This is a genomic window from Streptomyces sp. NPDC043812, assembly GCF_056436245.1.
On record NZ_JBWKCY010000011.1, the window covers coordinates 191,128 to 203,913 of the forward strand.

9 protein-coding genes are annotated in these 12,786 nt (G+C 69.9%); 4 read left to right on the forward strand and 5 right to left on the reverse strand.

Annotated elements, in window-relative coordinates:
• Positions 1 to 290: 290 nt before the first annotated feature.
• Positions 291 to 893: a histidine phosphatase family protein gene (locus AC067Z_RS18495; RefSeq protein ID WP_478790586.1), complete on the forward strand. Its 603-nt coding sequence runs from the start codon at positions 291 to 293 to the stop codon at positions 891 to 893.
• Positions 894 to 1,156: 263 nt separating this feature from the next.
• Here the strand turns inward: AC067Z_RS18495 and AC067Z_RS18500 are convergent, their stop codons facing one another.
• Both AC067Z_RS18500 and AC067Z_RS18505 read right to left on the reverse strand, forming a co-directional pair.
• Positions 1,157 to 2,185 (reverse strand): S66 family peptidase, encoded by a 1,029-nt coding sequence (locus AC067Z_RS18500; protein ID WP_478790587.1) that lies wholly within the window; start codon positions 2,183 to 2,185, stop codon positions 1,157 to 1,159.
• A 79-nt stretch (positions 2,186 to 2,264) separates the two neighbouring features.
• Positions 2,265 to 3,452 carry a DUF418 domain-containing protein gene (locus tag AC067Z_RS18505; RefSeq protein ID WP_478790654.1) on the reverse strand — a complete coding sequence of 396 codons (1,188 nt, stop codon included), beginning with the start codon at positions 3,450 to 3,452 and terminating at the stop codon, positions 2,265 to 2,267.
• Positions 3,453 to 3,967: 515 nt separating this feature from the next.
• Between AC067Z_RS18505 and AC067Z_RS18510 the strand changes: the two genes are divergently transcribed.
• The 3 genes from AC067Z_RS18510 to AC067Z_RS18520 all read left to right on the forward strand — a co-directional run bounded on the left by AC067Z_RS18510 (position 3,968) and on the right by AC067Z_RS18520 (position 8,332).
• Positions 3,968 to 5,623: an amino acid--tRNA ligase-related protein gene (locus AC067Z_RS18510; protein WP_478790588.1), complete on the forward strand. Its 1,656-nt coding sequence runs from the start codon at positions 3,968 to 3,970 to the stop codon at positions 5,621 to 5,623.
• Positions 5,624 to 5,711: 88 nt separating this feature from the next.
• Positions 5,712 to 7,058 (forward strand): MFS transporter, encoded by a 1,347-nt coding sequence (locus tag AC067Z_RS18515; RefSeq protein WP_478790589.1) that lies wholly within the window; start codon positions 5,712 to 5,714, stop codon positions 7,056 to 7,058.
• On the forward strand, positions 7,055 to 8,332 hold the full coding sequence (locus tag AC067Z_RS18520; RefSeq protein ID WP_478790590.1) for an ATP-grasp domain-containing protein: 1,278 nt from the start codon (positions 7,055 to 7,057) through the stop codon (positions 8,330 to 8,332). The genes AC067Z_RS18515 and AC067Z_RS18520 overlap by 4 nt, the downstream gene beginning before the upstream one ends.
• Before the next feature lie 119 nt (positions 8,333 to 8,451).
• Here AC067Z_RS18520 and AC067Z_RS18525 read toward each other — a convergent pair whose 3' ends face one another.
• From AC067Z_RS18525 to AC067Z_RS18535, 3 genes are all read right to left on the reverse strand, one after another.
• Positions 8,452 to 9,945, reverse strand: a complete 1,494-nt coding sequence (locus AC067Z_RS18525; protein ID WP_478790591.1) for a pyridoxal phosphate-dependent aminotransferase — start codon at positions 9,943 to 9,945, stop codon at positions 8,452 to 8,454.
• 149 nt (positions 9,946 to 10,094) lie between these two features.
• Positions 10,095 to 11,246, reverse strand: a complete 1,152-nt coding sequence (locus AC067Z_RS18530; RefSeq protein WP_478790592.1) for an XdhC family protein — start codon at positions 11,244 to 11,246, stop codon at positions 10,095 to 10,097.
• 37 nt (positions 11,247 to 11,283) lie between these two features.
• Positions 11,284 to 12,765 (reverse strand): NCS2 family permease, encoded by a 1,482-nt coding sequence (locus tag AC067Z_RS18535; RefSeq protein ID WP_478790593.1) that lies wholly within the window; start codon positions 12,763 to 12,765, stop codon positions 11,284 to 11,286.
• Positions 12,766 to 12,786: the final 21 nt, after the last annotated feature.

A 12,786-nucleotide genomic window follows, 5' to 3' on the forward strand; every position in this document is an offset into this window, starting at 1 on the left:
GTGGTGCAGGACGACGGTCCACGGGTCTGACTCGCCGCAGCGTCACCCTGCCGGGATGCCGCCGTGGCATACAGTGGCGCGACCGTGCCGGATTCACACCGGACTTCCGTCTCGCCGTCGTCGCAGTATTGGAAATGTCGCCGAGACCGTACCGCGTGCCGGTCGGGCCGCCAAGGGCGTGAGTCCCATGTCACGCCCGTACGCCCCCGTGGGTAGGCTGCGCGCCGGACAATTGCCGCACGACGCACGACGTGCGGTGCACGACGCATGACGCGCACCGGAGGAACCCGATGACAGTCCGGCTCACGCTGGTCTCCCCCGCCACGAGCGACGCACTGCGCGAGGTCCGGTTCGACGACGACAGCCCTCTCGGCCCTGCGGGCATCGCGCGTGCCGAGGCTGCGGCCGGCACGCTCCCCCCGGCCCTCCACAGCTACGTCTCGCCGTCACTGCGGTGCCGTCAGACCGCCCGGGCCCTCGGGCTGGACGCCGCACCGCTGCCTGCCATAGCCGCCTGCGACATGGGGCGTTGGCGAGGACAGACGCTCGACGCCCTCGCGGCCGCGGACGAGCACGCCGTCGCCCAGTGGCTCGGCGACCCGAGCGCGGCGCCCCATGGCGGCGAGTCGCTGCGCAGTGTCCGCATCAGGGTCGGGACATGGCTGGACAGCCTGCACAGCCGCACGGGACGCATCGTTGCCGTCGCTGAACCGGACGTGATCCGCCTGGCCCTGCTCCACGCTCTTGCGGCACCCGACGAAGCCTTCTGGCGCCTGGACATCCGTCCGCTCACCGCCACCGAGTTCAGCGGTCGCGCCCAGCGGTGGAACCTCCGCAACGGCCGCTCCCTGGAGCCGCACGGAAGTGGGCCTCGCGACCTCTCACCCCAGTGACGCCTCCCTCGGCGCGCTTCGGCCGGTCGCCTGACGGAAGGTCGGACCGACCGTGAGACCTCACCGCAGTTCGTGGTTCGGCAGGTCTTTCACCGCTGCAGTGCCGGCCGTGATGGCATCTTTGCCGACCGTGCCGAAACCGAGGACCAGTTGGGCCGGCACCGCCGTGCGGTTCGCGCGGGCTCGTGCCGGGACTGGAGATTCCGGGCCCGGCCGTGGTCGCGGCCGCCACCTGCCCCGCCCGGGAAGCCCGTTCCTGACGGTCAGTCCAGCGACTGCGTCAGTTCGCTGCGCTCCGACGTGTGGACGATCCGGCCGCGCGCGCCGTTGACGATCGGCAGGTACGGCGGGACGTGGCCGCACTCGACGTCTGCGACCACGGGGACGTTCAGGGAGCCGAGCGCGTCCATCACGGCCTCGTGCTGGGAGAGCGAGGCGGTTCCCGGTGCCGAGGTGCGGCCGACGAGGATCGCGTTCGCGGCGTCGAAGAAGCCGGCGAGGCGCATCCCGTGGAGGTTGCGGCAGATCTGGAGCGCGTTGTCCTCACACGCCTCGACGTAGACGAGCAGGCCTTCCGGGGCGGCGGAACGCGCGAAGGCCGACACGTCGCCGTAGGGCGTTCCCGCGACGTTGGAGAGCGTCTCGATGCAGCCGCCGATGAGACGGCCCTCGGCCACCACGTCGTCGTCGCTGTCGAGCCTGGTCCACCTGCCGGGAGTGCCGAGGGTGTACTCGTCAACCTCCGGGTGAGCCTGGTAGTCGTCCCAGCCCGAGGCACGGTGACGGCTCGGCGGGATCTGGGTGAACCGGTGTCCTTCCGGCAGGGTCACGATGTCGAGCCAGGACAGCAGGCCCTCCGGGGTCCGGTAGGGCGTGTCCATCAGGTTGTTGCCGTGCAGGGTCGCCGTCCCCGTGAGCAGGGTCAGCGGAGTCATGAGGGTCGACATGTCCGAGAAGCCGACGAGCCAGGTCGGCTCGGCGTCGCGCAGCCGGTCCCAGTCGAGCAGAGGCAGCAGGTCGATCGCCGTCTCCCCGCCCCAGGGCGGCACCACGGCCCTGATGGCCGGGTCGGTCAGCATCTCCGTCAGCTCGCGGGCGCGTTCCGCGGCGGGGGCACTGATGTGCCCGGTGCCGTCCATGCAACGGCCAACGACCACCTCGTAGCCTCGCGCCTCGACCGTGCGGATCGCCACGCCGAGGCGTTCCTGGAGGTCCTTGGCGACGCCGCTCGAGGGGGAGGTGACGCCGATGCGGTCACCGGGACGCAGGGGGCGCGGGTATCGAACTGACATGCGCAGGATTGTGGCACGCCGTCAGCGACGGCCGACATCGGATTTCGGAGTGTGCGCCCCCCTCCTGCACGCTGTCCGTTCAGCGCCGCAGCACCCATCGCTGCACCGTCTCCAGCGGACCGTGCGGGAAGCGGCGCAGCCACAGGGCGGACGCGGTCATGAGGAAGAGGCAGACCGCGGCCCACAGGCCCATCACCCACCACGGGCCCTCGCCCTCCAGGCGGACGGCGAGGCCGAGTCCGATGCCGTAGGCGGCGATCATGCAGAGGACGTTCTGTGCGACGTAGCTGCTCAGGGCCGTACGGCCGACGGACGTCAGCCCCGCGGTGAGCGGGCCCGGCCTGCGGACACGTTCGGCAATAAGCCCGACGAGCCCGATGTATCCGAGGGCTAGCAGCGGTGCGGCGACGTACCGGCCCAGCGCGAAGAAGTCGTCGCCGGCGAGCGCCGCGGCCGCGTTCAGGGGCAGACCGGCGCCAAGGCCCCAGCGCAGCAGCCGGGTTCGGATGCGCCGGCCGTTCACGTCGGCGGCGAAGGCTCCGGCGCGGTGGAGGCGGACGCCGAGCAGGAAGAGGAAGACGAGCAGGCCGAAGGCGATGACGGGCTCGAGCCGTAGGACGAGCGCGTGGTCGAGGCGGAAGGCGATCTGGTCGAGGTAGCTGCCGTCGGCGTACACGTCGCCTGCGGGGCCCGGGGCCGGGGCGTCGGCACCGGATTCCGGTTCGAGGGCGAGCGCGAGTGTGAGCAGTGACATGAGCGCGAGATGCCAGACGAGCGCGGACCACATGACGACAGTGCGCAGGCGCTGCGATCGGGCCAGCAACCAGGCGACGAACAGGGCGGTGACGGCGTATCCCATGAGGACGTCCCAGGCGAAGACGAGGACGAAGTGCACGGTGCCCTCGGCGAACAGGAACAGGGCGCGCCACCGGTAGCGGCCGGGCCAGGGGCGGCCGTGCCGCGCCGCCGAGTCGTACTGGATGGCGAGGCCGACGCCGAACAGTACGGTCAGCATGGCGAGGAACTTGCCGTCGGCGAGGAAGCGGAAGATGCCTTCCGCCGCCGCTGCGGGACTGGCGAAAAGCCTGTCCTGATCGGTGGCGGAGATGCCGGACTCGAGGACGCCCCATTCGCCGCCCGGGCCGGTGAAGACCCACACGTTGGTCATCAGCGTGCCGAGGATCGCCGCGCCGCGCAGGATGTCCAGCAACGCGATCCGGCGGCCGGCCGAGGGAGTCGAGGCTGCTGGGGCGGCGGATCCGGGCATGCCCGTGTCCTTGTCCGTCGGGCCGTCGTGCACCGCTCCCGGTTGCGTGGCGTGAGTCATCTGCTCCCCGTGGTGGTCGCGTCTGCGTGGCCATGGTGCTGCCGTGGCCGTGGGTCCCCTCCATCGTCCGGGCGCTCCACCGGGCAGGCGTCGTGAACAGTGACGATCGCCCGCTGCAACTTTCGATGCAGTCCTGCCCGGCGCGGATCCGCTCCGGGCAGGAGTGCCGGCCGCGCCGCCGCACTCGTCCGTGCGGCCGTTCCCCGTGCTTTGCGAGGGTTTTCCCGCCGGATCCCGCCTGCCACGCAATGGCTTGCGGCACACCAATACGGACTTGATGAAGTCCGACTTGCGCACGCCAATACGGACTTGATGAAGTCCGACTTGCGCACGCCAATGCGGACTTGATGAAGTCACCCGCCGCACATTCTCAGCCGAACAGGCCCCACCTTAACGTCATGGCGTACTCGGCGATCTGATGAATGATCGCTTCGGCGTCAGATGGGGGAAATACCATGGCTCCGCCATCCGAACTCCGGGAACGCACGAACGACACCGGAGTCAGCGGACGAATTCTGGAACTGCTCGAAAATGAAGGGGCACGTTTCCGGCTTCTGCCGCACGCTCCGGAAGGCCGGACGGATGTCGCGAGCCGGCTGCGGGGACACCCGCTGAACCAGGCGGCCAAGTGCATCGTGGTCCGCGTCAAAATCACCAAGAGGACCAATCGGTACGTGCTCGCCGTGGTGCCCGGCGACCGGCTCGTGGACCTCGACGAGATCAAACGCCTCTACGGCGGCAAGGACGCCTCCTTCGCGCAGCGCGAGACCGCGGAGGAACTTGCGGGTGCGGTGTGCGGCTCGATCACCCCGTTCTCCTTCCACCCCGATCTCGAATTGGTGGTGGACCCGGAACTCCTCCGGCAGGAGGAGATCTTCTTCAATGCCGCCCGGCTCGACCTTTCCGTGGGTCTGAACTCCGAGGACTACGTGGCGATCACGCGCCCGCACACCGCAGCGGTATCGCTCCCCGGGCAATCACCAACGGCACTCCCTATGAACTTCGCCGACACACATGGAATTGGAGTGGAAAGAATGACGATTCTGGACGCCGCAGCCACCACCGCCCCGGTAAAGGACGCCGCTGTTCGGCCACCGACAGCCTGGGGAAATGAGCCGGGCGAATTCATGAAGGCGCTCAAGTCGCCCTGGTACGCGCTGATAGCCGATCTCCAGGACCTGCTCCACTCCACGACGGCTTCGTACGCGGCTTCCCGCGGCCTCAAGGCCCTCTACCTGCCGCTGACCGTGCGCACCATCACCTGCCCGACGGGCCTCGGCAGTGACTCCGAGCCGGTCCCGGTCACGGTGAACGGTGTGGACACCTACCTCCCGGACTCCAGCCAGTTCATGCTGGAATACGGCATGCGTCTCACCCCTGCCGGCTGCTACAACATCATGCCGTCGTTCCGCGGCGAGCAGCCGGACGAGACCCACCTGAACCAGTACAGCCACAGCGAGGCCGAGATCCCCGGCGGCATCGACGAGCTCATCGACTATGTCGAGGGCTACGTCAAGGCGCTCGCGAAGGCCGCGCTGGAGGCGTACGGCGACCGCATCGCCCTCGCCGCCGGCGACACTTCGCACCTCAGCCGCATGATCAACCACGAGGGGCACTTCCCGCGGATCACCTTCGAGGAGGCCGTGTCGCTCCTCAAGGGTGAGGAGGGCTGCGTCCGTGACGAGGGCAGCTGGCGCACGCTGACCCGCCGTGGCGAGCACAAGCTGATGGAGATCGTCAACGAGTTCATGTGGGTCACGCACTTCGACCACCTGTCGGTGCCCTTCTACCAGGCGTTCGGCGACGAGGACATGCGCACCGCTGCCAACGCGGACCTGTTCTTCGGGATGGGCGAGGTCGTCGGCTCCGGCGAGCGGCACTCCAACGGTGAGCAGATCCGCAAGGCGCTGGCGATGCACAACGTCCCCGAGCGGGACTACGCCTGGTACGCCGAGATGAAGCAGGAACTGCCCATGCGGACCTCCGGTTTCGGCATGGGTCTCGAGCGCTTCCTGATGTGGGTCCTCAACCACCACGACATCCGTGACATCCCGCTCGTGTCGCGTGTGGACGAGGACGCGAAGTGGCCGGAGAGCGTCCACCGACCGTGATCCCGTCCCCCGTCGTGTGACCAGCAGGGGCCCGCTGCCCGCCTCCCGGCGGCGGGCCCCGTCTGCACGCCTACCGAGGAACCGTGTCATGGGCGTCTATCTGAACCGCAACTTCCTTCTCTCCTACGTCGCGTCGTTCGTCTCGCTGTTCGGCTCGAAGCTGCTGATGATCTCGTACGTGGCCTTCGTCTACGGAGAGACGGGCAGCGCGACGCTCGCGTCGGCCGTCTTCGCCGCCGACTGGGTCGCGAACCTGTTCGTCGGTCTCCTGGCCACCCGGTACATCGACCGTGCCGACGCGCGCCGGCTGCTCCTGCTCCTCAACGTGGTGGCGGCAGCCGTCACCCTGCTGTTCCTGACAGCGCTGTCGCCGGACATGTTCGCGGTGGCCGTCGGCATCGTGTTCGCGCGCGCCCTGCTGAACAGCGCGGTGAACGCGGCGCGGGTGAAGGCCCTCGTGCAGTTCTTCGACGAGAAGCAGACGGACACGTACTCGACGGTCTTCAACTCCAGCCTGTTCCTGGCCATCGCCGCGGCCGGCGCGGTCGGCAGCTTCGTCCTGCGCTTCATCGACCTGCGCACGGTCGTGCTCCTCGACGTGGGCACGTTCCTGCTGTCGGCCGCCCTGTTCGCCCTGGTGCGGCCGAACAGGGAGCGCATGGAGGCGGCCCGCAGGGAGAGTACGCAGGTGCGGGAGAGCGTGGCCGCCAACCTGCGCTCGGCGGCAGTCGTCGTCGCGCGCAGCCCGGTGATGTCCGCGGCCTTCTTCTACATCGTTCTCGCGGTCACGGCGCTGCAGGCGACCTACGAGGTACTCATCACGGCGGTGCCCGAACTCTGGTTCGGCATGGGCAAGTCCGGTATGGCGGTGTTCTTCACCGCGGAGTGGATCGCCGTGTTCGCCGGAGTGTTCGTGTACCAGTATCTGAGCCGCCGTGACCTCGTCCCGGACAGCGCCCAGGGCCGGCTCACCGTGGCCGTGATCGGCTTCGCGACACTGATGTACGCGGCGCTGCCGCTGACGCAGGGAAGCCTCGGCCTCGCCATCGGGGTGTTCGTTCTGCTGGTGTTCGCGGGCGAAGTCGTCTGGGCGCACCACTACAAGCAGCTCATCGCGCACTCCCCCGACTCGCGGGTGTCCTTGGTCGTCGGACTGCTGACCGCGGTCTACTACAGCCTCATGGCGGTGTCCGGGTTCGTCTTCTCGCTGGGCATGGACACTCTGGGCGTCGAATGGGCCATCGGCATCGACGTCCTGCTCGTCGTCCTGCTCGTCGCGGGCTGGGAGTCCTTCGCCCGCCGCCATCGGCTCCGGCTCGCCGACCGCAACCGCGCGGCGGACAGCCCCCACACGGCCGGGACGGCTCCCGCCCGGCTGCTCGTATCGGTTACCGCCCCCGGCGCGGGGCGCACGACGAAGGAGGAGACGGCATGACCGCCGCCGTTCCGGCCCCGCCGCACACCGCCGTGTTCATCGGCACCCGCGGGCTCGAGGCATTCGACCCGGGGCTCTTCGAGGATCCGGCGGCCGTACGGCTCGTCGGCATCTTCTCCGAGCTCGACATCGCCCATCTCACCGACACCTGGCGCAGCTGGTTCGCCGAGGTCCATGTCGTACCGACGGCCGAGCGGGATCCGTCGCCGCTGGTGACCGCGCAGATCGACGTGGCCGCGGCGTGCGGGATCGTCGCGGACCTGCTGCGCGGCACGACCACCGAGCGGCTGACCGTCCACACGTATCTGGAGCAGAACGTGCTGGGAGCGGCGGAGATCCGGGAGCGGTTCGGTCTGTCGGGGCCGCACCCCGCCGATGTGATCCCCTTCCTCGACAAGCTGGAGATGAAGCACCGGGTGGCCGCGGCGGGTGTGCGCGCCCCGGCGTTCGCCGCCTGGGACCCCGAGCGCCACCGGGCCGGGGCCAGGGCGTACTTCGACGAGATCGCCGGCCGGGTCGGGTTGCCCTTCGTGCTCAAGCCGACCGACTCGGCGGGTTCCATCGGCGTCGTCACGATCGAGGGCTACGAGGACTTCGCGGCGCTCCCCGCGGACGGGGACCTCGGACGGGCCTACGAGTACGAGGAGTTCATCGACGGCCGGATCTACAGCGTCAACATCATCTCGGCGGCCGGTCGGACGGTGTTCGGCGGGGTCACCGAGTATCTGGTGAACTCCGCGGACGTCGCCGGCGGACGGGTCAACGCGGACATCAATCTGCTCGACGACGACCCGCGGGTGGCACGCATGGTCGACTTCGCCGGGCAGGCGCTGGACGCGCTCGGCCGGCCGGACGGCGCCTCGCATCTGGAGCTCTTCCTCACGGCGGACGGCGAACTGGTCTTCCTGGAGGTCGGTGCGCGCTTCAAGGGCCTGTCGGGGCTTGCGGCGATGCAGCGTCATTACGGCCGGGCGCTGGTCAATGTGGCGTTCGGGGTCGAGAGCGGGATCCGCAGCAGGCCGTGGGAGGGCGAGCAGGTGTACTGCTTCGACGCCTGCATGCCGCTGCGTGCCGGGACCGTCGACGCCCGGGTGGACCCGCCGATCGGCAGCGGGTACGAGATGCGCTGGACGGTACGGCCCGGCGACCGGGTGGCGGGGACGTCCGACCTGGTGACGGTGGGCGGGACGTTCCTCGTGTGGAACCACGACTTCGAGGCGCTGTACCGGGACTTCAAACTGCTGGGCGAGTACCAGCCGTTCACGTACGCGTAGTAGGGGGGTGGCGGCCCGGCGGGCGGTTGCCGCTCCGGGCCGGGGATCGCACGGAGCTCCGACAGGTCCACCCCGTGCGGGCGGGCGCCCGGCCGGGCGCCCGCCCCACCACCACCCGGTCAGGCCTGGGCGATCAAACGGTCGACCGCCGCGGTGCCGGAGGTGTACCCGGCGGTCATCGCCCGGGCCGGGACGCTGGGGCGCGGTGCCTGGAGAGGTGCCGGGGCGAGGCCGTGTGCGGCGACTGGCTGATCGGCGAGCGCGAGCATCGGCGGCGGTGACTGCCGCTGCTGCTGCGGGGCCGCCGCCTGTGCCATGCCGACGGGCGCGAGCATCGGTGCCTGCTGCGCGGCCCGGACGGACTGCTGCGGCGCCTGCTGCTGGACGGCTGCCTGGGGCGGCATCTGCTGCTGCGAGGGGACCTGGGACAGCATCGGGCGTATCGGCTCGGGTTCCGGTTGTGGTTGCGGCGGGGGCGCGGTGGCCGCCGTCTGCTGCCCGTAGAGCACCAGTTCCATCGCCGACACCAGCCGCATGACGTCCTGTTCGGGGCGCACGACGAGGCGGGCGAAACGGCTGGAGCTGCCGATCTTGTTGCCGCACTCGCGTATCAGCACGCCGTGCTCGGCCAGCAGCCGGTCGCGCAGGATCGAGCCGTCCGCGCCCTCCGGAAGACGGACGTAGACGAAGTTGCCCTGCGACGGATAGACCGTGAGGCCCGGCAGCTGGGAGAGCCGCCAGATCATCTCCTGACGGTCGCGGCACACCTGGCGCAGGCTCTCCGCGTACTCCTGACGGTGCTCCTTGAGCATGAACACCACGGTCTCCGCGAAGGAGTTGAGGTTCCACTTCGGCAGCGCGGCGCGTACCCGGCCGGCGAGGCCGGGGTTGGCGACCAGATAGCCGAAGCGCACGCCGTGCAGGCCGAAGTTCTTGCCGAGGCTGCGCAGCACGATGACGTTCGGCCGCAGGACCGCCTCGGCGGCCACGCTCGTCTCCTGCCCGCCGTCGGCGAATTCGAGGAACGACTCGTCGACGACGACCAGGTCGAGGTCCTGCAGCTGGTCGAGGAGGGAGAGGACCTGCTGTTTGGGCAGCAGTCCGCCGTCGGGGTTGTTCGGGTTGCAGATGACGGCGGCGCGCGACCCTCTGCTGCGGATGAACTGCACGAAGGACGCCGGGTCGAGGGCGAATCCGCGGGCCTCGGGCAGCAGCAGCATGTCGACGCGTTTGCCGGTCTCCATCGGCTGGTCGGTCCAGCGTCCGAAGGTCGGTACGGGTACGGCGAGGGACTCGCGCACGAGCAGGTGGTCGATCCAGGTGATCAGCTCGGTGGAGCCGTTGCCCATGGCGACGGTCTGCGGGTTGAGGCCGAGCACCTGGCACAGCTCGGCGGTGATGGTGTCGGCGCTGCTCGGGTAGTAGGTGAGGATCTCACGCAGCCGGCTGCCCAGTTCGTCGAACATCGCGGGCGTCGGGAAGTACGGGTTGCAGGGGATGCAGAAGTCCACGATGTCGCCGGCCGCGCCGCCGCCCGCCCTGTTGAGGGTGAAGTAGGACGGGCTGTGCGCGGTGGAAGCGCGGAACAGAGCGGTGACATTGCTGCCGGCCAAGACGGTGCCTCCCCTGACTTTGGCGGCCGGTCGGATCCGCACCGGCCGCTCTCAGGTACGCACGCGCGCCGCGTGGTGTTCAACGGACGCGGCCCCTCGGTGCCCCGCGACGGGAGCACCGGGTGCGGGCACCGCTCGTGGAGCAGCGCTCAGGCCACCGAACCGATGCGCCCCGCCGGGGCCCCCGGTCCGTCGTGGTGGATAGGGGTGTGTGCGCCGGTCAGCGAGACGCCGCTGCCGCCGCGGCGGTTGGCCACGATCTCCGCGCCGATCGACAGGGCCGTCTCCTCGGGCGTGCGTGCGCCGAGGTCGAGGCCGATCGGGGAGCGCAGCCGGGCCAGTTCCAGTTCGGTGACGCCGACGTCGCGCAGCCGGCGGTTGCGGTCCTCGTGGGTGCGGCGCGAGCCCATCGCGCCGACGTACGCGACGGGCAGCCGCAGCGCCAGTTCCAGCAGCGGTACGTCGAACTTGGCGTCGTGAGTCAGCACGCACAGGACCGTGCGGGAGTCGACCTCCGTCGCCTCCAGATAGCGGTGCGGCCAGTCGACGACGATCTCGTCCGCGTCCGGGAAGCGCACCCGGGTCGCGAACACGGGGCGCGCATCGCAGACGGTGACGTGGTAGCCGAGCAACTTGCCGACGCGCACGAGGGCCGACGCGAAGTCGATGGCACCGAAGACGATCATGCGCGGCGCGGGGACGCTGGATTCGACGAGCAGGGTCAGCGGCTGCCCGCAGCGCGAGCCGTCCTCGCCGATGAGCGCGGTCCCGGTGCGGCCCGCGTCCAGCATCGCCGCGGCCTCGGCCGCGGCGGTGCGGTCCAGCTCCGGATGGCCGCCCAGCGTGCCGTCGAAACCTCCGTCGGCGCGTACGAGCAGGGCGCGGCCGGCCAGTTCGGCCGGGCCGTCGGTGATCCGCGCAAGCGCCGCCGCCTCCCCACGGGCGGCGGCGGCCAGCGCAGCTGCGAACACGTCCCTGGCGGGGGCGTCCGAGGGCACCGGGGTGACGAGGATGTCGATGATGCCGCCGCAGGTCAGGCCCACGGCGAAGGCGTCCTCGTCGCTGTAGCCGAAGCGCTCGACGACGCTCTCGCCGTCCTGGAGCGCCTGTTGGCACAGTTCGTACACCGCACCTTCCACACAGCCCCCGGAGACCGAGCCGATCGCCGTGCCGTCGCTGTCGACGGCGAGTGCGGCACCCGGCTGGCGGGGCGCGCTGCCGCCGACGGCGACGACCGTGGCGACGGCGAACGAACGGCCCTGCTCGACCCACCGGTGCAGCTCCTCGGCGATGTCCAGCATGTCGGTCTCCTCAGGGGTGTGGTCGGGACGGCGGGTGTTACTTGACTCCCAGCCAGCCCTCGATCGGATGCAGGGCGAAGTAGGCCAGGAAGACGACGGACAGCACCCACATGAGCCAGCCGACGTCCCGAGCGCGGCCCTGGACGGCCTTGATCAGGACGTGGGCGATGACTCCGGCGGCGATGCCCGCAGTGATGGAGTACGTGAACGGCATCAGCACGGTGGTCAGGAAGACCGGGATGGAGGTGGCCGAGTCGTTCCAGTCGATGTGCTTGGCGTTGGTCATCATCATCGCGCCGATGACGACGAGCGCGGCCGCGGCGACCTGGGTCGGGATGACCTGGGCGAGCGGGGTGAAGAACAGGCAGAGCGTGAACGCGAGACCGGTGACGACCGAGGCGAGGCCGGTGCGCGCGCCGTCGCCGACGCCGGCGGTGGACTCCACGAACACGGTCTGGCCCGATGCGCCTGCGACGCCGCCCATCATGCCGCCCGCGCCGTCGATGGCGAGGGCCTTGTTGAGGCCGGGCATCTTGCCCTTGTCGTCGGCGAGGTCGGCCTGCTGGCCGATGCCGATGATGGTGCCCATGGCGTCGAAGAACCCGGCGAGCACCAGGGTGAAGACGATGACGCCGACGGTGATGCCGCCGACGCTGCCGATGCCGTCGAAAGAGACGGCGCCGAACAGACCGAAGTCGGGGCTGGAGACGACGGAGCCGGTGATCTCGGGGGCGTTGAGACCGCCCCAGGCCGCCTTGTCGAGGCCCGCGAACTGGTGGACGACGGCTGCGAACACGGTGCCGCCGACGATGCCGATGAGGATCGCGCCGGGCACCTTGCGGACCTGGAGCAGGAAGATCAGCAGCACGGTGACGGCGAAGCAGAGCACGGGCCAGCCGGTGAGCATGTCGCTGGTGCCGAGCTGGATGGGCTTGGCGCCGGCGATACCGCCGTCACCGGGCATGGAGGTGACGAATCCGGCCTGGACGAGACCGATGAGGCAGACGAACAGACCGATGCCCATGGTGATGGCGTGCTTCAGCGCCAACGGGATCGCGTTCATGATCAGTTCACGGAGACCGGTGACCACGAGAAGGACGATCACGGCGCCGTAGATGACGCACATGCCCATCGCGTTTTCCCAGGTCATCTCGGGAGCGACCTGGAATGCCATCACGGCGGAGACGCTGAGTCCGGCGGCGAGGGCGAGCGGCACATTGCCGATCACACCCATCACGATCGTGGTGGCGGCCGCGGCGAACGCGGTCGCGGTGGTCAGCTGGTCGCCGTCGAGCCTGTGGCCGGCCACGTCGGGCACCGAAAGGATCACCGGGTTGAGGAGGATGATGTACGCCATCGCCATGAAGGTGGTGATGCCGCCGCGGACCTCCCGCCCGAGCGTCGACCCTCTCTGGGTTATGTGGAAGTACCGGTCGAGCCAGGAGCGGCCGGCGGGCTGGCGCGTACCTGCGCCGGCGTCGTCCGCCGTCGTCCTCGGCTCAGTGGACTGCTGGGTCATGGTGCCTACTCCCAAGGTTCA

Bases quoted from the DNA above. Each gene is read 5' to 3' on its own strand.
- AC067Z_RS18495 (WP_478790586.1), top strand. From the start codon at position 291: ATGACAGTCCGGCTCACGCTGGTCTCCCCCGCCACGAGCGACGCACTG.
- AC067Z_RS18500 (WP_478790587.1), bottom strand. From the start codon at position 2,185: ATGTCAGTTCGATACCCGCGCCCCCTGCGTCCCGGTGACCGCATCGGC.
- AC067Z_RS18505 (WP_478790654.1), bottom strand. From the start codon at position 3,452: ATGCCCGGATCCGCCGCCCCAGCAGCCTCGACTCCCTCGGCCGGCCGC.
- AC067Z_RS18510 (WP_478790588.1), top strand. From the start codon at position 3,968: ATGGCTCCGCCATCCGAACTCCGGGAACGCACGAACGACACCGGAGTC.
- AC067Z_RS18515 (WP_478790589.1), top strand. From the start codon at position 5,712: ATGGGCGTCTATCTGAACCGCAACTTCCTTCTCTCCTACGTCGCGTCG.
- AC067Z_RS18520 (WP_478790590.1), top strand. From the start codon at position 7,055: ATGACCGCCGCCGTTCCGGCCCCGCCGCACACCGCCGTGTTCATCGGC.
- AC067Z_RS18530 (WP_478790592.1), bottom strand. From the start codon at position 11,246: ATGCTGGACATCGCCGAGGAGCTGCACCGGTGGGTCGAGCAGGGCCGT.
- AC067Z_RS18535 (WP_478790593.1), bottom strand. From the start codon at position 12,765: ATGACCCAGCAGTCCACTGAGCCGAGGACGACGGCGGACGACGCCGGC.